The organism is Prescottella sp. GW823-FHT02E09, assembly GCF_058797375.1.
This window is the reverse complement of sequence record NZ_JBXAJP010000003.1, coordinates 44,721-68,458: the sequence shown is the minus strand read 5'-3', so window position 1 is coordinate 68,458 and position 23,738 is coordinate 44,721. Positions and strand designations below refer to the sequence as shown.

The 23,738-nt window shown below is 69.4% G+C and carries 20 protein-coding genes; 14 read left to right on the top strand and 6 right to left on the bottom strand.

All coding sequences use genetic code 11. The features are described from left to right. Positions 1-37: 37 nt before the first annotated feature. Positions 38-442, bottom strand: a complete 405-nt coding sequence (locus AC1RIF_RS08050; protein ID WP_031938665.1) for a DUF5319 domain-containing protein — start codon at positions 440-442, stop codon at positions 38-40. A gap of 207 nt (positions 443-649) precedes the next feature. On the opposite strand from AC1RIF_RS08050, the gene guaB reads away from it, so the two are divergent. From guaB to guaA, 4 genes are all read left to right on the top strand, one after another. Then, a complete protein-coding gene (gene guaB / locus AC1RIF_RS08045; protein WP_492600862.1) occupies positions 650-2,173 on the top strand; it encodes an IMP dehydrogenase in 1,524 nt (507 codons plus the stop codon). Positions 2,174-2,203: 30 nt separating this feature from the next. Then, positions 2,204-3,343: a GuaB3 family IMP dehydrogenase-related protein gene (locus AC1RIF_RS08040; RefSeq protein WP_492600861.1), complete on the top strand. Its 1,140-nt coding sequence runs from the start codon at positions 2,204-2,206 to the stop codon at positions 3,341-3,343. Between the two features lie 173 nt (positions 3,344-3,516). After that, on the top strand, positions 3,517-5,268 hold the full coding sequence (locus AC1RIF_RS08035) for an FAD-dependent oxidoreductase (protein ID WP_492600860.1): 1,752 nt from the start codon (positions 3,517-3,519) through the stop codon (positions 5,266-5,268). 41 nt (positions 5,269-5,309) lie between these two features. Further along, the gene (gene guaA, locus AC1RIF_RS08030) at positions 5,310-6,881 is read left to right on the top strand and encodes a glutamine-hydrolyzing GMP synthase (RefSeq protein WP_492600859.1); all 1,572 of its coding nucleotides are present in this window, start codon (positions 5,310-5,312) and stop codon (positions 6,879-6,881) included. A 67-nt stretch (positions 6,882-6,948) separates the two neighbouring features. Here the strand turns inward: guaA and AC1RIF_RS08025 are convergent, their stop codons facing one another. Together AC1RIF_RS08025 and AC1RIF_RS08020 are read right to left on the bottom strand one after the other, a co-directional pair. Next, positions 6,949-7,167, bottom strand: coding sequence for a hypothetical protein (locus AC1RIF_RS08025; protein WP_492601336.1), 219 nt, complete (start codon positions 7,165-7,167; stop codon positions 6,949-6,951). Positions 7,168-7,198: 31 nt separating this feature from the next. Then, entirely contained in the window at positions 7,199-8,590 is a 1,392-nt protein-coding gene (locus AC1RIF_RS08020; protein ID WP_492600858.1) for a PspC domain-containing protein, read from the bottom strand. 103 nt (positions 8,591-8,693) lie between these two features. Between AC1RIF_RS08020 and AC1RIF_RS08015 the strand changes: the two genes are divergently transcribed. Together AC1RIF_RS08015 and AC1RIF_RS08010 are read left to right on the top strand one after the other, a co-directional pair. Further along, entirely contained in the window at positions 8,694-10,046 is a 1,353-nt protein-coding gene (locus tag AC1RIF_RS08015) for an ATP-binding protein (RefSeq protein ID WP_492600857.1), read from the top strand. Between the two features lie 9 nt (positions 10,047-10,055). Continuing rightward, positions 10,056-10,730: a response regulator gene (locus tag AC1RIF_RS08010; RefSeq protein WP_492600856.1), complete on the top strand. Its 675-nt coding sequence runs from the start codon at positions 10,056-10,058 to the stop codon at positions 10,728-10,730. Positions 10,731-10,767: 37 nt separating this feature from the next. Here AC1RIF_RS08010 and AC1RIF_RS08005 read toward each other — a convergent pair whose 3' ends face one another. Beyond that, a complete protein-coding gene (locus AC1RIF_RS08005) occupies positions 10,768-11,940 on the bottom strand; it encodes a serine/threonine-protein kinase (RefSeq protein WP_492601335.1) in 1,173 nt (390 codons plus the stop codon). 228 nt (positions 11,941-12,168) lie between these two features. On the opposite strand from AC1RIF_RS08005, the gene imuA' reads away from it, so the two are divergent. The 8 genes from imuA' to AC1RIF_RS07965 all read left to right on the top strand — a co-directional run bounded on the left by imuA' (position 12,169) and on the right by AC1RIF_RS07965 (position 20,011). Beyond that, a complete protein-coding gene (gene imuA', locus AC1RIF_RS08000; protein WP_492600855.1) occupies positions 12,169-12,948 on the top strand; it encodes a DnaE2-dependent mutagenesis accessory factor ImuA' in 780 nt (259 codons plus the stop codon). Next, a complete protein-coding gene (locus tag AC1RIF_RS07995; protein WP_492600854.1) occupies positions 12,945-14,501 on the top strand; it encodes a DNA polymerase Y family protein in 1,557 nt (518 codons plus the stop codon). Before imuA' ends, AC1RIF_RS07995 begins: the two co-directional genes overlap by 4 nt. 43 nt (positions 14,502-14,544) lie before the next feature. After that, positions 14,545-16,695, top strand: a complete 2,151-nt coding sequence (locus AC1RIF_RS07990; protein WP_492600853.1) for a heavy metal translocating P-type ATPase — start codon at positions 14,545-14,547, stop codon at positions 16,693-16,695. After that, the gene (locus AC1RIF_RS07985; protein WP_492600852.1) at positions 16,692-17,459 is read left to right on the top strand and encodes an alpha/beta fold hydrolase; all 768 of its coding nucleotides are present in this window, start codon (positions 16,692-16,694) and stop codon (positions 17,457-17,459) included. The genes AC1RIF_RS07990 and AC1RIF_RS07985 overlap by 4 nt, the downstream gene beginning before the upstream one ends. A 30-nt stretch (positions 17,460-17,489) precedes the next feature. Further along, on the top strand, positions 17,490-17,990 hold the full coding sequence (locus tag AC1RIF_RS07980; RefSeq protein WP_492600851.1) for a hypothetical protein: 501 nt from the start codon (positions 17,490-17,492) through the stop codon (positions 17,988-17,990). Position 17,991: 1 nt separating this feature from the next. Continuing rightward, entirely contained in the window at positions 17,992-18,570 is a 579-nt protein-coding gene (locus AC1RIF_RS07975; RefSeq protein WP_492600850.1) for a YdeI/OmpD-associated family protein, read from the top strand. Between the two features lie 228 nt (positions 18,571-18,798). Then, complete coding sequence (locus AC1RIF_RS07970) at positions 18,799-19,089, top strand: hypothetical protein (protein WP_492600849.1); 291 nt, start codon at positions 18,799-18,801, stop codon at positions 19,087-19,089. 4 nt (positions 19,090-19,093) lie between these two features. After that, on the top strand, positions 19,094-20,011 hold the full coding sequence (locus AC1RIF_RS07965; RefSeq protein ID WP_492600848.1) for a ferredoxin family protein: 918 nt from the start codon (positions 19,094-19,096) through the stop codon (positions 20,009-20,011). Positions 20,012-20,021: 10 nt separating this feature from the next. Here the strand turns inward: AC1RIF_RS07965 and AC1RIF_RS07960 are convergent, their stop codons facing one another. Both AC1RIF_RS07960 and AC1RIF_RS07955 read right to left on the bottom strand, forming a co-directional pair. Continuing rightward, positions 20,022-21,503 (bottom strand): trimethylamine monooxygenase, encoded by a 1,482-nt coding sequence (locus tag AC1RIF_RS07960; RefSeq protein WP_492600847.1) that lies wholly within the window; start codon positions 21,501-21,503, stop codon positions 20,022-20,024. A 139-nt stretch (positions 21,504-21,642) separates the two neighbouring features. Continuing rightward, entirely contained in the window at positions 21,643-23,643 is a 2,001-nt protein-coding gene (locus tag AC1RIF_RS07955) for an SDR family oxidoreductase (protein ID WP_492600846.1), read from the bottom strand. Positions 23,644-23,738: the final 95 nt, after the last annotated feature.

The following is a 23,738-nucleotide window of genomic DNA, read 5'->3' as shown; positions in this document are numbered from 1 at the left end:
ACGCTTGCCGGGCCGTAGCCGTGTCGAGGGGTGTCGCTCAGAGATCGAAGCCGTCACCGTGCAGGGCGTCGTTCATCGAGGCGTCCGCGTAGCCGCGGCAGTAGTCCCACGTCACATACGCATCGGGTGACGGGTCGTATGCCGGCTCGTGCGGGCGGACCGTGCCGTCGACGAGCAGCTGGAGCAGGTTCGCGCGCAGCATGTCCCAGTCGTGGTAGTGGTCCTGCTGGCAGTCCTCGCAGCACACGACCAGTCCGCGGATGCCACGGTGGCCGAGCAGCGCCTCGTAGACGGCGAGGTCCGCGAGGTCCTCCTCCACGGCGAGACGCTCGTGGGGATCCAGCGGCTGGCCCGGCTCGATCGCGTCGAGCGCAGCAGACGGGTCGGCAGGGTCACCGGCGAAGGGGTCCGGCGGAAGACCGGGAGGCAGTTGATCGCGCACAACACCACGGTACGCAGTTCGGCCCGGTCTGCGCTAGCTGATAGCCGTGGGTGAGTCGCCGGGACGGCCCGCGTGGACTTTCGGGCGAGCCGATACCATGGTCCACGGAGGTCTGCGCACGGGAAGTCCCGCAGGGAATTTTTCGTCGGCCCGGACTCTTCTTCCGTTATCACTATCAATCGACGCTTCATGGAGGGCCCGAGCCGCATGAGTAGTACCGGAGGGCACGTGCACACCGGGGGAGACGACCCGAACAAGGTTGCGATGCTGGGTCTCACCTTCGACGACGTGCTGCTGCTGCCGGCGGCATCGGACGTCGTCCCCAACCAGGTGGACACCTCGAGCCAGCTGACCCGCGAGATCCGCCTCAACGTCCCGCTCGTGAGTTCGGCGATGGACACCGTCACCGAGGCCCGCATGGCGATCGCCATGGCGCGCGCCGGTGGCATGGGTGTTCTGCACCGCAACTCCGCCGTCGAGACGCAGGCCGGCCAGGTCGAGACCGTCAAGCGGTCCGAGGCCGGCATGGTGACCGACCCGGTCACCTGCAGCCCGTCGGACACCCTCGCCGAGGTCGACGCCAAGTGCGCGCGGTTCCGCATCTCCGGTCTGCCCGTCACCGACGAGACCGGCACCCTGGTCGGCATCATCACCAACCGCGACATGCGGTTCGAGGTCGACGAGAACCGTCCGGTAGCCGAGGTGATGACCAAGGCGCCGCTGATCACCGCGCGTGAGGGTGTCACCGCCGAGGTCGCGCTCGGCCTGCTGCGTCGTCACAAGATCGAGAAGCTGCCGATCGTCGACGGCCACGGCAAGCTCACCGGGCTCATCACGGTCAAGGACTTCGTCAAGACCGAGCAGCACCCCAACGCCACCAAGGACCGCGACGGACGCCTGCTCGTCGGTGCGGCGGTCGGTGTCGGTGACGACGCCTGGGTCCGCGCGATGACGCTGGCCGACGCGGGCGTCGACGTCCTCGTCGTCGACAGTGCGCACGGACACTCCCGCGGCGTGCTCGAGATGATCACCAAGCTCAAGGCCGAGATCGGTGACCGCGTCCAGCTCATCGGCGGCAACATCGCGACCCGTGCCGGTGCTCTCGCGCTGGTCGAGGCCGGCGCGGACGCCGTCAAGGTCGGTATCGGCCCCGGCTCGATCTGCACCACCCGCGTCGTCGCAGGTGTCGGTGCCCCGCAGATCACCGCGATCCTCGAGGCCACGGCGGCGTGCAAGTCGCTCGGTATCCCGGTCATCGCCGACGGCGGCCTGCAGTTCTCCGGCGACGTCGCCAAGGCGCTCGCCGCCGGCGCGTCCACCGCGATGCTGGGCTCGCTCATCGCCGGCACCGCCGAGTCCCCGGGCGAGCTGATCCTGGTCGGCGGCAAGCAGTTCAAGAGCTACCGCGGCATGGGTTCGCTCGGTGCCATGCAGAGCCGTGGGCAGGGCAAGTCCTACTCCAAGGACCGCTACTTCCAGGACGACGTGCTCGCCGAGGACAAGCTGGTCCCCGAGGGCATCGAGGGCCGGGTTCCGTTCCGCGGTCCGCTGTCGCAGGTGATCCACCAGCTCACCGGCGGCCTGCGTGCGGCCATGGGCTACACCGGCGCCGGGACGATCGAGCAGCTCCAGGAGGCGCAGTTCGTACAGATCACCGCGGCGGGACTCAAGGAGAGCCATCCGCACGACATCACCATGACTGTCGAAGCGCCGAACTACGCTGCCCGCTAAGCACTCATAACAATCGAGAAAGGGGCGCGCGTGCGCGACCTCGTCGAAATCGGCATGGGCAGAACTGCCCGACGCACCTACGAGTTGGACGACATCAACATCGTTCCCTCTCGCCGGACCCGCTCCTCGAAGGAGGTGTCGACGGCCTGGCAGATCGATGCGTACCGCTTCGACATCCCCGTCCTGGCGCATCCGACGGATGCCTTGGTGTCGCCGTCGTTCGCGATCGAGCTCGGCAAGGCCGGTGGCCTCGGTGTCATCAACGGTGAGGGCCTGTGGGGTCGGCACGCCGACGTCGAGGCCAAGCTCGCCGAGCTTGCCGAGATGGCCGAGAAGGAGATCGATCCCGACGCGGCCGTCGCGCGCCTGCAGGAACTGCATGCCGCACCGCTGCAGCCCGAGCTGCTCGCGGCGGCTGTCGCGCAGGTCCGTGACGCCGGTGTCACCACGGCCGTGCGCGTCAGCCCGCAGAACGCCCGCGCGCTCACCCCGGCGCTCGTGAAGGCCGGCATCGATCTGCTGGTCATCCACGGCACGATCATCTCGGCCGAGCACGTCGCGCACGGCGAGAGCGAGCCGCTGAACCTCAAGACGTTCATCTCCGAGTTGGACGTCCCGGTCATCGCGGGTGGCGTCAGCGACCATCGCACCGCGCTGCACCTGATGCGGACGGGCGCGGCCGGCGTCATCGTGGGCTACGGCTCCACCGAGGGCGCCACAACCACCCGCGAGGTGCTCGGCATCGGCGTGCCGATGGCGACGGCGATCGCCGACGCCGCCGCGGCCCGCCGGGACTACCTCGACGAGACCGGCGGACGCTACGTCCACGTCATCGCCGACGGTGACATCACCACGTCGGGCGACTTCGCGAAGGCCATCGCGTGCGGTGCCGACGCGGCCGTCATCGGTGCGCCCCTCGCGGTCGCACAGGAGGCTCCGGGCGGCGGCTGGTTCTGGCCGTCCGCGGCCGCACACCCGTCGATGCCGCGTGGCTCGCTGCTGCCGGTCTCGTACGGTGAGCGTCCGGCGCTGGATCAGGTTCTCAACGGGCCGTCGGACGACCCGTACGGTTCGCTCAACTTCGTCGGCGGTCTGCGCCGCTCGATGGCGAAGTCGGGCTACTCCGACCTCAAGGAGTTCCAGAAGGTCGGTCTGAGCGTTCGCGCCTGACATCGGATCCTCGGCGAACGGCCCGGCACCTCGGTGCCGGGCCGTTCGTGTCTTTCGGGGATCCGCTTCCTTTTGTGAGACCTGTGGTTACGGTTAGGGCACCCTTGTGGCATGAGTCACAGGATCGCGGTGCATACTGGCGAGTAACAATCCGTTCATGGTGGAGGTGTCCTATGGGCAAGCAGCGCGCAACCGACTACGACGTGCTGATCGTCGGCTCCGGATTCGGCGGCAGCGTCACCGCGCTCCGACTGGTCGAGAAGGGCTACAAGGTCGGTGTGCTCGAGGCCGGGCGCCGCTACGCCGACGCCGACTTCGCGAAGACCAGTTGGGATCTCAAGCGCTTCCTGTGGGCGCCGGCACTGGGCTGCTACGGCATCCAGCGCGTGCACTTGCTGCGTGATGTCCTCATCCTCGCCGGTGCGGGCGTCGGCGGCGGTTCCCTGAACTACGCCAACACTCTCTACAAGCCGCCGTCGTCGTTCTTCCAGGATCCGCAGTGGCGGGACATCACCGACTGGGACGCCGAACTGACGCCGCACTACGAGCAGGCTCGCAAGATGCTCGGTGTCGTCCAGAACCCCCACATGACCCCCGCCGACGAGGTCATCAAGTCGGTCGCCGAGGACATGGGCGTGGGGGACACGTTCATCCAGACGCCGGTCGGGGTGTTCTTCGGTGAAGCCGGCAAGACAGTCGACGATCCGTACTTCGGCGGCGCCGGACCCGCCCGCACCGGCTGCATCGAGTGTGGCGAGTGCATGACCGGCTGCCGGCACGGCGCCAAGAACACACTCGTCAAGAACTACCTGGGTCTCGCCGAGAAGGCGGGCGCGGAGATCGTCCCGATGACCACCGTCGAGTCGCTGTACGAGCGGTCGGACGGTACGTGGGACGTCGCGACCCACCGCACCGGGGCCAAGGTCCGGAAGGGTCGTAAGACGTACACGGCGCAGCACGTCGTGGTCGCGGCCGGCACGTGGGGCACCCAGCACCTGCTGCACAAGATGAAGGACACCGGGGCGCTACCGAAGCTGTCCCCTCGCCTCGGCGAGCTCACCCGCACCAATTCGGAGTCCATCGTCGGCGCGGGCAAGATGAAGGTCGATCCCGCGATGGACCTCACCCACGGTGTCGCGATCACGTCGTCGTTCCATCCCACGTCGGACACGCACATCGAGCCCGTCCGCTACGGCAAGGGCTCCAACGCGATGGGTCTGCTGCAGACGCTCATGACGGACGGTGGCGGCACCACTCCGCGCTGGATCAAGCTGCTGAAGGTGATCGCGGCCAACCCGGGGCAGATGCTCCGGATGCTGTCGGTGAAGAACTGGAGCGAGCGCACCATCATCGCGCTCGTGATGCAGAACCTCGACAACTCGATCACCACGTACACCAAGAAGGGGATCCTCGGCCGCCGCAAGGTCACCAGCAGGCAGGGCCACGGCGAGCCGAACCCGACGTGGATCCCGGCCGGTAACGAGGCCACCCGACGGATCGCCGCGAAGATCGACGGTGTCGCCGGCGGCACGTGGGGCGAGGTGTTCAACATTCCGCTCACCGCGCACTTCCTCGGTGGTTGCACCATCGGCTCGGATGCCGACCACGGCGTGATCGACCCTTACCACCGTGTGTACGGGTACCCGACTCTCAGTGTCGTCGACGGGGCGTCGGTGTCCGCGAATCTCGGTGTGAACCCGTCGTTGACGATCAGTGCTCAGGCCGAGCGGGCAGCATCGCTGTGGCCCAACAAGGGCGAGCAGGACACCAGGCCCGAGCAGGGCGTCGGCTACCAGCGGATTTCGCCCGTCGCGCCGAAGAACCCGGTGGTCCCGGTGGGTGCGCCGGCCGCGCTGACGCTGCCGATCGTCGAGATCCGCAGCGGTGACAAGGCAGGCACCGAGACCGGAACCGGCGTCGCCTAGGTCGGGGGAGTCGGGGGAGCTGCGCATATTAGACTGTTCTGGTGTCAGAAACCCAGCAGGACAGGCCGGTTCTCGTCGTCGACTTCGGTGCCCAGTACGCGCAGCTGATCGCTCGCCGCGTCCGTGAGGCGAAGGTCTACTCGGAAGTGGTGCCGCACACCACGACCGTCGAGGAGATCGCGGCGAAGAAGCCGCTCGCCGTAGTCCTGTCCGGTGGACCGTCCAGTGTGTACGAGGAGGGCGCGCCGCAGCTCGACGCCGCCCTGTTCGACCTGGGTATCCCGGTCTTCGGTATCTGCTACGGCTTCCAGGCGATGGCGAACGCGCTCGGCGGCACCGTCGCGCATACCGGTGCCCGCGAGTACGGCCGCACCGAGATGTCCGTCAGCGGCGGCGTCCTGCACGACGGTCTGCCCGCGACGCAGCCGGTGTGGATGAGCCACGGCGACGGCGTCACCGCCGCGCCCGAGGGGTTCGAGGTCACCGCGTCCAGCGCGGGTGCGCCGGTCGCGGCGTTCGAGGACCGCGCCCGCAAGCTGGCCGGTGTCCAGTACCACCCCGAGGTCATGCACTCCCCGCACGGCCAGCAGGTGCTCAGTCGCTTCCTGCACGAGATCGCCGAGATCCCCGGTGCGTGGACGGCGGCGAACATCGCCGAGTCGCTCATCGAGCAGGTTCGCGAGCAGGTCGGCGACGGCAAGGCCATCTGCGGCCTGTCCGGTGGCGTCGACTCCGCTGTTGCGGCCGCACTGGTGCAGCGTGCCATCGGTGACCGCCTCACCTGCGTGTTCGTTGATCACGGCCTGATGCGAGCCGGTGAGCGCCAGCAGGTCGAGAAGGACTTCGTCGCCGCGACCGGCGCCCGCCTGATCACTGTCGACGCGTCGGAGACGTTCCTGCGCGAGCTGGCCGGCGTGTCCGACCCGGAGACCAAGCGCAAGATCATCGGTCGCGAGTTCATCCGCAGCTTCGAGGGTGCGGTGTCCGAGGTGCTCGGCGAGAGTGCCGCGCACGGCGAGACCGTCGACTTCCTGGTCCAGGGCACCCTGTACCCCGACGTCGTCGAGTCCGGCGGCGGCACCGGCACCGCGAACATCAAGAGCCACCACAACGTCGGCGGCCTGCCCGAGGACCTGCAGTTCGAGCTGGTCGAGCCGCTGCGCCTGCTGTTCAAGGACGAGGTGCGCGCGGTCGGCCGCGAGCTGGGTCTGCCCGAGGAGATCGTCGGACGCCAGCCGTTCCCCGGTCCGGGTCTGGGCATCCGCATCATCGGTGAGGTCACCCACGACCGTCTCGAGATCCTGCGCCATGCGGATTCCATTGCCCGCGAGGAGCTCACGTCCGCCGGCCTGGACGGCCAGATCTGGCAGTGCCCCGTCGTGTTGCTCGCGGATGTCCGCAGCGTCGGCGTCCAGGGCGACGGCCGCACGTACGGCCACCCGATCGTGCTGCGTCCGGTCTCGAGCGAGGACGCCATGACGGCCGACTGGACGCGCTTGCCGTACGACGTGCTCGAGCGCATCTCCACCCGGATCACCAACGAGGTCGCGGACGTCAACCGCGTCGTGCTCGACGTCACCAGCAAGCCGCCGGGAACGATCGAGTGGGAGTGATCCCCACCTGACTGCACACGACAGCGCCCCGGCCACCACACAGGCCGGGGCGCTGTCGTGTGTGCGGCTAGCGCCGCCGTCCAGGGGAGAACACCAGCGCCGCGCCGATGCCGACCGCGACGATCACGAACAGCCAGCGGGCGCCGACGTTGGCGAGCGGGTCGAGGGTGAACGGGCCGATGATGGCCCACACACTGACCAGCACCGCGGCGATGCCGGCCAGGAGCAGGCCTATCGATGGGAATCGCGACGGTGTCGCGGTGGACTGCTCGTCGGTGTCCGACATGCGGTCGGTGGTTTCCTGATTGTCAGCGTATTCAGCCACGGTAGACCCTCACTTCTCCGAACTTGTTGTCGACCTTCAGGTCCAGGACCGGGCCGCTGGTGCCGTCGGCGCCACCGTCGACGAATCCGTCTCCGATGCAGTCGGTGGTACCGCCGACGACGGAGCAATCGGTGCGGACGTTCATGTTCTCGGGCACGATCACGGTGTAGTTGCCGAACGTGCCGTCGAGGCGCATCTCCCGGTTCTCGGTGAGATCGAGCTGGCGTAGGTCGACGGTGAAGTCGCCGGCCGTGCCTTCGTAGACGGCCGTGAGTTCGCCCATCGATCGCGGGGTCCATGTGTGTTGGCCGACCTTCGACCCGTCCCAGTTCAGTGGTCCGATGATCGACGAGAGGATCACGAATCCGGCGAGCGGGAAGCCCACGACGAGCAGCCCGTAGCCGCGCCGGAGGAACGCTCCGACCAGCAGTCCGACACCGATCACGGCGAGGGCGATGCCGCCGATCCGGGCGGGCGTCAACCATTCCGCGCCGGTCGCGGCCCACACGCCGGTCGCGGCGGCTGCGGCCAGGACCGCGAGGCCGAGGACGACGGACGTGAATCGGCTGCGGGGCTTGCGTGGCAGCTCCGCGGGCAGCTCCGGTCCGCGGGCCGGCTCGGGCAGATCCCACGCGAACGGTGCGACGCCCAGCGGATCCCAGGCCGGAGGAGTCGGCTCGGGTGGTGTCGCAGCCGCCGGGTCCGTCTGGACGGTCGGCCGATCCTGAGCGGACCCGGACCCGGACCCGGACCCGGACCCGGACTCGGACGCGGGCTCCGAGACGGGTTCGGACTCGGGCTCGTAGTGGTCGGGCAGCCGCGTGTACGGCGTGTACGCGCTGTACCCGGTGTACGGCTGGCCGGGGTACGCGGCCGTCGGCGCCGTCTGGAACGGCGTCACCGCGAACCCGGCAATGGTCTGGGGGACACTGGCGGGAAGCGCCGGCGGAACCGGCCGCCGCTGGTACAGCAGCCACAGGCCGCCGAGCATGAGCGCAAAGCTGATCAGCCCCGATCCGCCCATCCCGACGCCGATCGGTCCCAGTGTGCTCGCCGCGATCGCAAGCGCGACGAGCAGCACCACGGTCTTGGTGCCGGACTGCGAACTCTGACCGCGTCCGAGCAGCGACTCCGCGGGCGAGACCTCGTCGCCGGGCTTGCTCAGCAGCAGCCAGCACGCGAGATACAACACGATGCCGGCGCCGCCGAAGATCGTCGAGACGACGAACGCGACCCGCACGAGGACGGGGTCGATGCCGTAGCGGTGACCGATGCCCGCCGCGACTCCGGCGATGTGGCCCTGCGCCGGTAACCGGATCGGGCGGGTCCGCCACAGGTCGTGAAGCTGATCGGAGAAGCTCCCGGTGGTCCCTTCAGTGCTCATGCAACCATCGTCGCGATCGGCCACTGTCCGCACCATCGGGAACTACCCTGATCTTTCCCTGAACCGGTGGTCGGGTGGCCGTGGATCTCAGGGTCGGGCCCTGATGTCCGGCGGACGTAGTCGTGCCAGGATCGGAACCGTGCAACCTTTGGTCGAACCGAATCAGGCTGTGAACTCGGCCCTCGACCCCGTGCGGGACGAAACCCTCCATCCCCGGCTCGAGCGTCGAGTCGGGGGCCGCATCGTGGGCGGTGTCGCCGGCGGCCTCGCCGACCATCTCGACGTCGACGTCTTCAAGGTGCGGATCGCGTTCACGCTGCTGGCCGCGCTCGCCGGTGCGGGCATCGTCGCGTACGGGCTGCTGTGGATCTTCACGCCGCCGGGAAGCGACACCGAGAAGCCCAGCGACGCCGAGCGTCGTCGCGCGCTGGGCCTGGCCGTGATCGGACTCGCGATCAGTGCGGGTCTGACCTGGATGATCAACGGGACGGCGGCGTCGGTGATCACGCCGTTCGTCGTCGTCGCGGTCGGCGCAGCGCTGGTGTGGCGGGAGTTCGACACCGACGGTTCACGTTCGGTGCTGGGGCTGCCGCACCGCCCGACGGTGCTCACCTGGGCGCGGGTGCTCGGTGGTGTGACGTTGATCGTCACCGGGCTCGGCGTGGTGATCCTCGCGCAGGTCGACATCGACGCGCTGCGGTCGTCGCTGCTCGCGGTGGTCGTGACGCTGATCGGCGCGGGATTGCTGACGGTACCGCTCTGGCTGCGGTTGTGGCGGGCGCTCGGTGAGGAACGCGCCGCCCGGATTCGCAACGAGGAGCGCGAGGAGATCGCGTCCCACCTGCACGATTCGGTGCTGCAGACCCTCGCGCTGATCCAGAAGCAGGCGGACTCCCCGCAGGAGGTGACGCGACTGGCGCGCGGCCAGGAGCGGGAGCTGCGACGGTGGCTGTTCGGCGGCAGCGAGACCGCACACACGAGCCTGTCGGAGGCACTGCAGACCATCGCCGGTGAGGTGGAGGACCAGCACGGGGTGACGGTGCGTCCGGTCACCGTCGGCGACGTCGAACTCGCTGCCGACGGTAAGGAGGGGGCCGGGCTGTCACGGGAGTGCTTCACCGCGCTGCTCGGCGCCACGCGGGAATCGCTCGTCAATGCCGCCAAACACGCGGGCGTCGCGAGCATCGACCTGTACGCGGAGACCGAGCGCGACCAGGTCAGCATCTTCGTACGCGACCGTGGTGTCGGGTTCGATCCGGAATCGGTGCCCGAGGACCGACAGGGCCTGGCCAAGTCGATCCACGCGCGGATCGAACGCCGGGGTGGACGAGTGGAGGTTCGTTCGACGGTGGGCAAGGGCACCGAGGTTCGGATCCACATGCCGCGCCCGGTGTGGGCCGAGCCCGAGTCCGAGTCCGAGTCCGCGCCGTCCGGCGAGCGGGAATCGCTGTTCTAGAGTGGGGCCGTGACTCTCTCGGCCTCTGCTGCGTCCAGCCCCGACAAGTTTCGTGTCTTCCTCGTCGACGACCACGCGGTGTTCAGGGCCGGGGTGCGTGCCGAACTCGGCCGCGAGTCCGACATGGAGGTCGTCGGTGAGGCCGGTGGTGTCGCCGAGGCCGTCGCCGGCATCAACGCGCTGCGTCCTCAGGTGGTGTTGCTCGACGTGCACATGCCCGACGGTGGTGGCGTCGCGGTGCTGAACGGAATCGACTCGGGCCCGGTCTGTCTGGCGCTCAGCGTGTCCGACGCCGCCGAGGACGTGATCGCGGTGATCCGGGCCGGCGCCCGCGGGTACGTGACGAAGACGATCTCGGGTGCCGAGCTGGCCGACGGTGTCCGCCGGGTGGCCGGTGGTGACGCGGTGTTCAGTCCGCGGCTCGCCGGGTTCGTCCTGGACTCGTTCACCGGACGCTCGAATGTTCCGGAGCCGCCGCTGGACCCGGAACTGGACTCGCTCACCCCGCGTGAGCTCGAGGTGCTGCGCCTGCTCGCCCGTGGATACACCTACCGCGAGATCGCCGAGGAGTTGGTGATTTCGGTGAAGACGGTGGAGACCCACGCCTCGAACGTGCTGCGAAAGACCCAGCAGTCCAATCGGAATGCGCTCACCCGGTGGGCGCACCGGCGCCGCATCGACTGAGGCAGCGCCGGCGAGGCGTCGTCACCGAGGCGCTGCGTCAGAGCGCCAGCGCGACGATCAGGACCACGACGAACGCGAGCACGATGATGCCGATCATGACGGCCATCGCGAGCGGTGCGGCCGCGACGACCCTGCCGCGCAGGTCGGTCGGCGCCTGCGGGCCGGTGAGGCCGTCGGTGAGCTGGCGGAGCCACGCCCGTCCCGCGGGTCGCGGAACCGAACCCAGTGGTGTGTTCGATTGTGCGGCAGGAAGATCTGTGGCGGTGGTCGAGGCAGCACGGCGGCGGGGGATCGCCGCCGGGGCGGACCGGTAGGCCCAATTGGGGACGGTGCCGTCGGCCGACTTCACCGGTGCTCCGATCAGCGCGTCGGCGACGGCCGCGCCGGTCCCGGCGTCGGACCCGAGTGCGACGGCGGCGAGGGCGTCGCGGGCCTGTGCCATGGTGGGGCGACGGGCGGGGTCGGGCTCGAGCAGGTGCAGCAGAGTGTCGGTGAGTGGACCGCTGAGGCTCGGTCGGTAGATCTCGGCCTTCGCGACACGGTGGAGCAGCGCGATGGGATCGGTGTCGAGCCCGAACGGGGGTTGGCCCTCGACGACGGTGTACAGCGTCGCGCCGAGCGAGAAGACGTCACTGGCCTCGGTGGGGTCGTCGCCGCGGGCGACCTCGGGGGCGAAGTAGGCGGGGGTGCCGGTGATGACCCCCGGCTTGCCGCTGGGCGCGTCGCCCTTCGCGCGGGCGATCCCGAAGTCGCTGATCTTGACGATGCCGAGGTCGTCGCCGCGGTCGGCGACGAGGATGTTGCCCGGCTTGATGTCGCGGTGCAGGATCCCGGCCGCGTGCGCCTCCGTGAGTGCGGCCGCGATCTGTGCGCCGATCTGCGCGACCTCGAGGGGCGGCAGCGTGTCGGCGAGATTCATGGCCTCGGCGAGGCTGCGCGACGGCAGGTACTCCATGACGAGCCATGGTTCGCCGGACTCGACCGCGACGTCGTACATCGCGATGGCGTGCTCGTGGGACAGCTGCGCGGCGTTGCGGCCCTCGCGTAGGGCCCGCTGCCGGATCGCGCGGGCCTCCGCTTCGTCCATGCCGATGGTGGAGGTGACCTGTTTCACGGCGACCTCGCGGTCGAGCAGCGTGTCGTGAGCGAGCCACACCGCGCCCATGCCGCCGCCGCCGAGTTTGGATCGCAGCCGGTATCTGCCCGCCATCAGGTAGTCCGGCCCGATGACGGCCCGGCTTCGTCGGCCTGCTCGGGTGGGTTCCTGATCAGTCACGTATTCGAGGTTAGTGGATCGGAGGGGTTCGTCTTGACGTGCTGACGGGCAGGGGCTTTACTGGAACTGATTCGAAAGTGTGTTCGAGTCGAACTGTGTGCCGCGTCTTCCCCGTGCGCGCCGAACATCGGAAGAACCAGAAGTGTGCCCCGGGGAGCAGATATGACCGAACCAGCCCAGTTGCCCGTGCCTTCGTCTTCCGTGTCCGCCGAGTTGTCGGGGCTGACGCGTCAGCAGCGCCTGGAGTACCTGCGGCGGCGGATCTCGGCGGTGCCGGCGAAGGGCGAATCGAGCGCTGTCGATGTGGCCGAGCAGGTGCTGCGTCCGCGGCGGGTGCTGCCGGTGCCCGGGCCGCTGGCCGCACTCCTGCCGCAGGGCGGACTGGCCCGCGGTTCCGTGGTCTCGGTCTCCGGTGCGTCGTCACTGCTCCTGGGGCTGTTGGCGTCGGTGACGTCGGCGGGTGGGCACGCCGCGGTGATCGGTCGTCCGCAACTCGGGCTGCTCGCCGCCACCGAGATGGGTGCTCAGTTGCGGCGGATGGCGTTCGTGCCGGATCCGGGGCCGGACCCGGTGGAGGTGGCGGCGGTTCTGCTCGACGGTATGGATCTGGTGGTGCTGGGTCTGGGCGGTATGTCGGTGCCGCCGTGGCGGGCCCGGGCCGTGGTGGCTCGGGCGCGCAGCAAGCAGGCCACGTTGGTGGTCGTCGACGGACACTGGGACGGGGTCGAGGTCCGGCTGGACGCGCGGGTGCGTGGCTACGACGGGGTGGGGCGTGGCGTGGACGCCGGACGTGGCCGGTTGTGTTCGGTCCGGCTGGCGGTGCGGGCGCAGGGACGGGCGTTCCGGCCACGGACCATGTGTCTGGACGTGCGCTCGACGCAGGGGCACGTCGAGTGGGTGCCGGAGGCGGTCGCACTCACGCCGGAGGTGATCGCACGATGAGTGCGCGGGTGCTGGCGGTGTGGTGCCCGGACTGGCCCGCGGTGGCGGCGGCCGCGGCGGCAGACCTGCCGGCGGTCCGGCCGGTGGCGGTTCTGCTGGCCAATCGGGTGATCGCGTGTTCGGCGCCGGCCCGGGCGGACGGGGTGCGTCGAGGGCTGCGGCGTCGGGAGGCGCAGGCGCGTTGTCCGGAACTTCATGTGGCGCAGTCCGACCCCGAGCGCGACGCGCGACTGTTCGAGCCCGTCGCCGCCGCCGTGGACGAGGCCGCGCCCGGGGTGGAGGTGCTGCGCCCCGGTCTGCTGGTGTTGGCGGCCCGCGGTGCGAGCCGGTACTTCGGCTCGGAGGAGGCCGCGGCCGAACGGTTGGTGGACGCGGTGGCGGCGGCCGGCGCGGAATGCCAGATCGGCATCGCCGACGAACTGTCCACCGCGGTGATCGCGGCGCGCCACGCGGCGCTGGTGCCGGCCGGGGAGGGCGCGCGGTTCCTGGCCCCGCTCCCGATCGCCGAGATCGCGGCCGAACCGAGCCTCGCGGCAGCGGACCGTGCCGACCTGGTCGATCTGCTGCGTCGGCTCGGGCTGCGCACCGTCGGATCCTTCGCGGCGCTGTCCGCGGTGGATGTCGCGTCGCGATTCGGCGCCGACGCCGTCCGCGCGCACCGGACGGCCCGGGGGGAACCGGAACGGTCGCCGTCGGCGCGGGCGCTGCCCCCGGACCTGGAGGTGGAGCAGCAGTGCGATCCGCCCGTCGACCGCGTCGACGCCGCGGCCTTCGCAGGCCGGGCCATGGCCGAGCGGCTGCACGCGAAACTGTCGGGTGCCGCGGTCGCGTGCACGCGGCTGCAGGTGTCGGCGACCACCGGCAACGGTGAGCACCTGACCCGGACGTGGCGGTGTGCCGAACCGCTGACGCCGGAGGGCACCGCGGACCGGGTGCGCTGGCAGTTGGACGGCTGGCTCACCGGTCGCAGCGAGTCCCGGCCCACCGCCGGGATCACGGTACTGCGCCTCGAGCCGGTGGAGGTGGTGGCAGCCGGGGCCCTGCAGTTGGGGCTCTGGGGTGGTGTCGGGGAGGAGGACGAACGGGCACGCCGGGCCCTGATCCGCGTGCAGGGTCTGCTCGGCGGCGAGTCGGTGCAGGTGGGTGTGCTCAGTGGCGGCCGGGGGCCGGCGGAACGAATCACGTTGGTGCCGTTGGGGGACGAACTGGTGCCGGAATCCGACCCCGCCGCTCCTTGGCCGGGGCGGCTTCCCGAGCCGGCGCCGGCGACGGTGCTACCGAACCTCCCGACGGTGTCGCTCGAGGACTGCTCGGGTGATGCCGTGCAGGTCACCGAGCGGGGGGAGTTCAGTGCTGTTCCCGCGCGGCTGCGGTGGGGGAGCCGGGACTGGGAGGTGCAGGGGTGGGCGGGGCCGTGGCCGGTGGACGAGCGTTGGTGGGATGCCTCGACGGCACGGGCGGCTGCCCGTGCGCAGGTACTGCTCGCCGAGTCGCGGGCATTGCTTCTGATCTGCGAGGGAGGAAGGTGGGGTGTGGAGGGCGTCTACGAGTAGTCGATCCACCCCTTGCTCCATACCCGTGGGGGGTATAACTTCGATGAGTATGAACCCAAGTGGAGAAGCAGTTCACGAACACCACGTGGCGGGTACCTCCGGTCACGAGGGTTCGGAACACGCGAATCATTCCGGTCATTCAGGCCACGACGGGCACGGTGGTCAATCCGGGCACGGCGGTCACTCCGGTCACGGTGATCACGTCGCCCAGTTCCGCAGGCTCTTCTGGATCATGCTGGTCCTGTCGATCCCCGTGGTGGGGGCGAACATGATGTTCGCCGACCTCGTCGGCTACGACCTCCCGGACAATCCCGCGGTGGAGTGGATTTCACCGCTGCTCGGCACGGTCATGTTCGTGTGGGGCGGTCGGCCCTTCCTGACCGGCGCGGTGAGCGAACTCCGTTCCCGGCAGCCCGGGATGATGCTGCTGATCGCGCTCGCGATCACCGTCGCGTTCATCTCGTCGTGGGGATCGAGCCTCGGCATCCTCGGCCACGACCTGGACTTCTGGTGGGAACTGGCCCTGCTCATCGTGATCATGCTGCTCGGGCACTGGATCGAGATGCGGTCACTGGGGCAGGCCTCGAGTGCGTTGGACTCGCTCGCCGCACTGCTGCCCGACGAGGCCGAGCGCATCGGGAACGACGGCACGGTCACCACGGTCTCCACCGCCGATCTCGCCGCCGGCGACGTCGTGATGGTGCGCCCCGGCGGCCGTATCCCCGCCGACGGACGGATCGTCGAGGGCGCCGGTGACCTGGACGAATCCATGATCACCGGAGAATCTCGCACGGTGCGCCGCGAACTCGGCGACGCGGTCGTCGCGGGCACGGTGTCGACGGATTCCGCGCTGCGGATCGAGATCACCGCGGTCGGCGACGACACCGCGCTCGCGGGTATCCAGCGTCTGGTCGCCGAGGCACAGAACTCGTCGTCGCGGGCGCAGGTCCTCGCCGATCGGGCCGCCGCGATGCTGTTCTGGTTCGCACTGGGCGCGGCGGTGATCACGCTGGCGGTGTGGTCGATCTTCGGGACGCCCGATGAGGCCGTCACCCGGACCATCACGGTCCTGGTCATCGCGTGCCCGCACGCCCTCGGTCTGGCGATCCCGCTGGTGGTGTCGATCGCCACCGAACGGGCCGCCCGCGCCGGTGTGCTGATCACCGACCGGCGGGCCCTCGAGGCCATGCGCACTGTCGACACCGTGCTGTTCGACAAGACCGGCACCCTCACCAAGGGGGAGCCGGCGCTGGTCGCGTCCACCGCGGTCGCGGGGCACGGCGAGGACGAACTGATCGCGCTGGCTGCCGCGGTGGAACGCGACAGCGAGCATCCGCTGGGTCGGGCGATCGTCGCAGCCGCCGAGCATCGGGAGCTGTCGATCCCGCAGGCCACCGAGTTCCAGGCCCGCAACGGCGTCGGTGTCACTGCGGCCGTCGACGGGTCGAGTGTCAGCGTCGGCGGCCCCGGCATGCTCGACAGCCACGGCGCGTCGGCGCTGCCGGAGACACAGGAGTGGGCGGCGCAGGGGTCGACGGTGCTGCATGTGCTCCGGGACGGACAGGTGATCGGTGCGGTCGCGCTGGCCGACGAGATCCGGCCCGAGTCCCGCGACGCGATCGAGGCGCTGCACGCCCGCGGGATCCGCGTCGTGATGCTCACCGGCGACGCGGAGGCGGTCGCGCGGGCCGTCGGTGACGACCTCGGCATCGACGAGGTGATCGCCGGCGTGCTGCCGCAGGACAAGGGCGCGAAGGTCAAGGAGTTGCAGGCCGTGGGCCGCAAGGTCGTGATGGTGGGTGACGGCGTCAACGATGCGCCCGCGCTCGCGCAGGCCGACGTCGGCATCGCGATCGGTGCCGGCACGGACGTCGCGATCGCGTCGGCCGGGGTGGTGCTGGTCAGCGACGATCCGCGGGCGGTGGTGTCGGTGATCGAACTGTCCCACGCGACGTACCGGAAGATGGTGCAGAACCTGGCGTGGGCGGCCGGCTACAACGTGATCTCGGTGCCGCTCGCGGCGGGCGTCCTGGCGCCGGTCGGGTTCGTGTTGCCGATGGAGGTGGGCGCGATCCTGATGTCGGCGTCCACCGTCGTCGTGGCGGCCAACGCGCAGTTGCTGCGCCGGCTGAAGCTCGAACCGCAGCGGCTGACCCGCTCCGTTCCGGAACGGGAGCACGACTACGCTCGATGATTGTGCAGCTCACCGAGACGACAGTCACCCGTAGCGGCCACACGATTTCCTACCGGGACAGTGGCGGTTCGTCTGGGGCACATCAGGTTCCGGTGATCCTGGTGCACGGCATGGGCGGCGACAACCGCACGTGGGACCGGTTCGCGCGGTCGGTGACGACGCGGGGACGCCGGGTGCTGGCGGTGGACCTGCGCGGTCACGGGCGCAGTGCGCGGGCCGAGTCGTACCTGTTCGGTGAGTTCGGCGACGACATCCTCGGCCTGTGCGAGGACCTCTCGTTCGACAGCGTCGACCTGGTGGGTCACTCGCTCGGTGGACACGCCGTGTCGCTGGTGGCGCAGCAGCGTCCGGATCTGGTCCGTCGCCTCGTGCTCGAGGAGGCCCCGCTGCCGCTGCGCCCCGGCGATCCGGTTCCCAACTTCGGCGGCCGACTGCCGTCGCTGGTGGAACTGTGGCACGCCGCCTCGAGCATGCTGCGCAGCCCGCGGGCGGTGTGGGCGTTCGACCGGTCGATGACGGCGTCGGCGCTCACGCAGTTCCACGAACCGAATCCGGTGTGGTGGCAGCGGCTCCCGGACATCGAGGCGCGGACGCTGATCCTGCGCGGGGGACCCACGGGCATGGTGGATCCGGTGCTGCTGGATGCGGCCGTCACCGCGATCCGTGACTGTGAGGTGGTGTCGTTCACGAGCGGGCACAGCATCCACCGGGACCGGTACCGGGATTTCGAGGCCGCGGTTCTGCCGTTCCTGATGGCGCACTGAGGTCGGTCCCCGCGTGGCAGTATGCGGGACATGGCATTCCTGGGTGGGGACCGAAAGCTCGTCGTGTGGTCGGCGGTGTACGTCGTGTCGCAGGCCAACATTGCGAGACTGCTGGGCCCGGTGGGCGTGAAACTGCTGAAGACGCAGACGGCACCGTCGGCGCGGGTGTACCGAGCGGTGCTCGACGGCATGGATGCGGGCGAGATCGCGCGCTACCGCAGCCACTTCTGTCCGGACTTCGTGCACCCGGCCGTCTACGCGACGGCCCTGCGGGTCGGGGCCCGGCGACTCGACGAACTGGCGCCGCTGTCGCCGACGACCAAGCGGGTACTCCTGGCCGCGCCCGTCGTGTCGGCGGCGGGGGACTACATCGAGAACGTTGCGGGCCTGTACCTGCTCGATCACCGGGACCGGATCAGCGACCGCGCCATCCGCGCGACGACCGCGGTCAGCACCACCAAGTGGGTGCTCGGACTCGGCACGTTCGCGTACCTGGCGCGGGGCTTCGTCCGGGCCTGGGCGGGGCGCTGACATGGCGGCCGCGGAGTTGCCTGTCGAGCTCTTCGCGGACCAGTCCGCTTTCCGGGAGTGGTTGCGCGGCAACGTTTCCACATCTCCCGGCGTGTGGGTGAAGATCGCGAAGAAGGGCTCGGCGCACACCTCCGTCACCTACGCCGAGGCCGTCGAGGTGGCGCTGTGCTTCGGCTGGATAGACAGTCAGGCCCGCAAGCTCGACGACGACTTCCGGGTGCAGCGGTTCACGCCACGCACCGCCCGCAGTCCCTGGTCCGAGCGCAACAGGGATGCCGTGGAGGCGTTGATCGAGCGGGGGCTGGTGGAACCGGAGGGGTTGGCGGCGGTGGAGGCGGCGAAGACCGACGGCCGTTGGGACAGGGCATACGCGGGACCGAAGACGGCACAGGCGCCACAGGACCTGCTCGACGCCCTCGCCGCGAACCCGGCCGCGGAGGCGTTCTTCGCGACCCTCGACAGTCGGAACAGGTTCGCGGCGCTGTACCGCATCCAGGACGCGAAGCGCCCCGAGACCCGGGCCCGGCGGATCGCCACCTTCGTCGAGCAGTTCGCCGAGGGCCGGAAGTTCTACGAGTGAGCACGACACGAGGCGATGTACTGAGACTGGCATCGAGACGCGTCTGACGGCGGCTGCCGACAACACGATCGCGAACGGTGATCTTGCGGAGGGAATCGGTTATCCACCAGCAGATTTCACGCCCGTCGCCATCATTCGCTGCGAGCGCGGCGAGAAATCCGTCCGGCCTGGCCCTCCACCGAATGCGCTCCCGAGGACGGTCCGATCGCGGCCCTCTCGCGGTTGCAGGTGTGCCGATACCGCGAGAACGGTGACGAGTCGATCCGGGAATCGCGGTCACGGCTGACGGCCGAGCAGAGCGTCGACGTCGTACGCTCCATCGTCGCGGCGCCGTCGGCCGCGGCCTGTTCGCTCGTCGCGACTCGCACGGGAGCGATTCCGTTGCTCCGTCCCGACGGCTCCGGAGGCGCGGAGATCGATGTCGAACTCGACGGCTGCACGCGGGCGACCGCGCCGGGCCTGCGGCTGGTCGTCGTACCGGACTCCGTGCTGGCGGTGCTCGACGGCGGTACACAATGACGGGGTGAGTGAATCGGTACCGCAGGCTGGCCCCACTACGTGCTCCGTGCTGTCCGCGGACGAACCGCTGCCCGGCACCGCGGCCCAGGTCGCGGGCTGGGTGTGCATCGAGTACCCGGGTGCGTGGGGACGCGACGTCCTCGACGGCACCGCGCTGGGCGCGGAACTGGCCGGTGAGTTGTCGGACCGCGCCGACGCGGCCGGGGTGCGCATCATGTTCATCCGCCGCCCGGGGCGCAGCGAGGTGACCCACGGTGCGCGCACGGTGTTGTTGGCGAACTCGCACCCGGACCACTCGTGGTGCGAGCGTCTCGAGATCGGCGATGTCTCCGATCTGCTCGACATCGATCTGATGCAGGTTCGTGGCCGCGCGCCGGGGCTCGGGGAGCGGGTGTCCGAGCCGGTGGTGCTGGTGTGCGCACACAGCAAACGCGACCAGTGCTGCGCGGTGCTCGGACGTCCGGTCGCGGCCGCACTCACCGCGGAGTTCGGCGACGCGGTGTGGGAGTGCTCGCACACCGGCGGCCACCGGTTCGCGCCGTCGATGATCCTGCTGCCCACCGGCAACACGTACGGGCGGCTGGGGCCGGACGAGAGTGTGCGGGCCGTGCGGGCCGCCGCGGACACCCGGGTGTACCTGCCGGGGCTGCGGGGGCGGAGCATCTGGGGTCCGCGCGGCCAGGTCGCCGAGGTCACGGTGCGGCTGGACGTGCCCGTCGGTCCGGACGAGCTGGTGGTCGACGAACGGACCGCCGATCCGGTGGTGGTGCACCGCGACGGGCGACGGTGGCGAGTCTCACTCGAGCAGCGCGAGCTCGCGGCCCGGCCGGCGAGCTGCGGCGCCGAGGCCAAACCCGTGCGTCCGGTGGTCGCGGTGAGTATGCAGGAACTCCCCGCCGAAGTCCCGGCGGGGAGTTCCTAGCGACGTCGGCTCAGCCGGACAGTTCGGTCGAGCGTTCGGTGCGCGGCGGGTGCGCTCGCGCGATCCGGGGTCCGATGGGCGTCACGTTCCGCGGCGCGGGTGAATCCGGCTTCCCCGAACGGCCCGTCCCGAAATTGTTGTTCAGGAACGATTCCGCGGAATCGTCGAGAATGTTCAGCCATTCGTCGTGCAACGGCGGAGCAATCGTTCCGGTCAGCGTCGACACGTAGCTGCAATTCCGGTAGCCCATGATGTCGGCCTTCTTGTCCTTCTTCCACTGCTTGAAAAGCTCACCTTGCTTTTCGACATGGAATTCGGGGTAGTCGGTCCGGTCCACGAGATCGCGAATGTACGCGGCCTGGAAATCGATTTCCTCGACGGCGGTCGACAGTTGTTCCTCGCGGGCCCGCCATTCCTGGATATCGCGTTCCCGCGTTTCGTTGTCGGGCAATTCGATCCGGCCGAGGATGACGTCGCGTGCAAACCAGGCCTGCGCATCGAACATGTTGAACGTGAAGTACTGGTCCTGCATGCCGAGGAAGAACAGTCGTGAATTCTCCTGCGAGACCACGCCCTTGTACATGCCGGTCGGGTACAGGCGGTTGTTCGTGCGCAACGCGAGCTCGTCGGGCAGGAACGGGAAGTGGTGCTGGTAGCCGGTGCACAGGACGATCGCGTCGACCTCACGGGTGCTGCCGTCCTGGAAACGTGCGGTGTGACCGTCGATCCCGGTCAGCAACGGCACCTCGGAGAAGCCCTCGGGCCAGTCGTGGCCCATCGGCGCCGAGCGGTAGCTGAAGGTGACCTCGGCGGCGCCGTACTTGAAGCACTGCGTCCCGATGTCCTCGGCCGAGTAGCTGCTGCCGATCAGCAGCAGTCGTTTACCTGTGAATTCTCGGGCGTCACGGAAGTCGTGAGCGTGCAGCACGCGGCCCGGGAAGTCGTCGAGGCCCTCGAAGTGCGGAACATTCGGGGTGGAGAAATGTCCGGTTCCGACCACGACGTAGTCGAAGAGTTCGGTCTCGAGCGAGCCGGACTTGTGGTCGGCGACGGTCACCGCGAACTTTCCGGTGTCGCCCTCGTTCTCGGGTTCGATGTACTCCACCCAGCGGACGGCGGTGTCGAAGCGGATGTACTTGCGCACGTCGCTCTGCTCGACTCGTCCCATGATGTAGTCGTGCACCACGGCACGCGGCGGGTACGACGGAATCGGTCGGCCGAAATGTTCCTCGAAAGAATAGTCGGCGAACTCCAGGCATTCCTTCGGGCCGTTCGACCAGAGGAAGCGGTACATGCTTCCGTGCACTGGTTCGCCGTTTTGATCGAGTCCCGTTCGCCACGTGTAGTTCCACATGCCGCCCAGGTCGCTCTGCTTTTCGTAACAAACAATTTCGGGCATCGACCCAAGACCTGATTTACGTGCCGACTCGAATGCCCTCAACTGTGCGAGGCCGCTCGGACCGGCTCCCAAAATCGCGATCCTTGGCGTCAAAGTCTTCTCCCTATTTTCGTTGGTCCCCTATCTTGCTTATCACAACGAAAGACGGTTTGGCGAACTCGTCGGGCCGTTCGGAATCGAAATTCTGTGCGATTTCCGGGGCGAAATAGTGCTGTTCACCAGCGCATATGCGTCACCAGTGCACGCCCGGAACCAGGCGGGCGAGCCGGCGGCCGATCCGGGCCGCCGCGAGCGTCACGCCGCCCGGTCGAGACGCCGCCGGCGGGGCCTCGGGAGCCGGTTCCGGCCGTGGCTCGGGGCCGGCCTCGCCGCGGGCGGCCGGTGAGTCCGGGAAAGCGTGATACATCCGAGATAGGGCGCGGTCCTTCATTCGCGGAGCGAAGATGGCCCCGAACTCGGCGAGGGTCCCGACCGGGACGTCGATGCGCTTGGGTCGTTCGATCAGGGCGCGGACCACCATCGCCGCGGCCTTCTCGGCGCTCACCGCGCGGCCGGCGTTGTACTGACCGGTCGGTGCGATCATCGGGGTCTCCACGAGTGGCATGTGGATCGTGGTGAAGGTGATCCCGTCCGTCAGGGTCTCGGCCGCGGCCACGTCGGCGAACGCGTCGAGCGCGGACTTGCTCGCGACGTAGGCCGCGAACCGCGGCGTCCGGGCTTGGACCCCGGCGGTGCTGATGTCGACGATGTGACCGAAGCGTCGCTCACGCATGTGCGGCAGCAGTGCCAGGACCATGCGGACGGCCCCGAAATAGTTGACGGCCATGGTGCGCTCGAAGTCGTGCAGGCGGTCGGTCGAGCGGTACAGCCCGCGGCGGATGGACCGGCCCGCGTTGTTGACGAGCATGTCCACGTGATCGTGTTCGGCGAGGATCGACTTGACCGTCCGGTCGACGGCCTCGGTGTCGGTGATGTCGCAGGGGTAGGCGAACGCGGCCCCACCGGCCTCGCGGATCTGCGCCACCACGGTGTCCAGTTCGTCGGCGCGACGAGCGAGGAGCAGCACGGTCGCGCCCTTTGCGGCCGTGGCGATCGCGGCGGCCCGTCCGATGCCGGAGGACGCGCCGGTGATGACGACGTGACGGTTTACGAGCGGACCGGCGGGATCGTCGCGTCGGGCCCGGTCGGGGTCGAGATGCTCACGCCAGTACGACCACAGCCTCGGGGCGTACGACGGGAACGGCGGGGCCGAGATTCCACTGCCCTGCAGTGCTTCCCGGGTCGGATCGGAGGTGAACCGGGTCGGCAGCGTGAGGTGGTCGAGCATCACCGGCGGGATGCCCAGGGAACGCAGGACGAGGTTGCGGGCGGGCCGGATCCGATCCGGCGGGTTCAGCAGCGGTGCGGCCAGGCCGCCGGGTAGGTCGGCCACCGGTGTGGGTGCGTGGGCGGCCGCGGCGAGCGCGGCGTAGATCTGCCGGACCGGTTGGGAATCGGGGGAGACGAGGTGGAAGGCGCGCCCGTCGAGACCCGGGCGAAGCATCAGTTCGACGATCGCGGCCGCGACGAAGTCGACCGGCACCACGTTGGTGTAGCCGAGTCGCGGGACCGCGACGGGAAGGGCGGACGGAAGCTTCGCGAGCGCGGCGAGTGCGGGGAAGAAGTAGTACGGTCCGTCGATCTTGTCCATCTCACCGGTGACCGAACTGCCCACCACGGCCGCCGGCCGGTAGATACGCCACGGCGCCGTCGAAGTCCGTACCAGCCGCTCGGCCTCGAACTTGGTGCGATGGTAGGGCGTCGGGAATCCCTGGCCCAGGTCGAAGTCGTCCTCGGTGAACCGTCCGCGGTGATCGCCGGCCACCGCGATCGACGAGACGTGATGCAGCGTCGCGCCGATCCCGGAGGCCAGTTCGATCACCGAGCGGGTGCCGTCGATGTTGGTCGACGCCTGCTCGTCTCCGGCGGTGAGGTCGTAGATCGCGCCGAGATGCAGTACGTGCTCGGCGTCCGGTGCCGGTGCGTCGAGTCCCAGTCCGGGTTCGGTGAGATCCCCGACCAGCGCGTGGACGCGGTCGCCGCCCGGCCACACGCTCGACATCCGTTCGAGCTTGGACACCGATCCGGGGCGGACCAGGACGTGGATCTCGGCGGCGGGATCGCACTCGAGCAGCCGTTCGATCGTGTGCCTGCCGAGGAACCCGGTGCCGCCCGTGACGATGTACGTGGCCATACCCGGAACTTACTCCGAAGTAAGGAGCCGTGCCAGGGTTATCCGGGCGGCTCCGGTGCCACGCGGGCACGGGGTCGCACCCGATTCGGATGGGA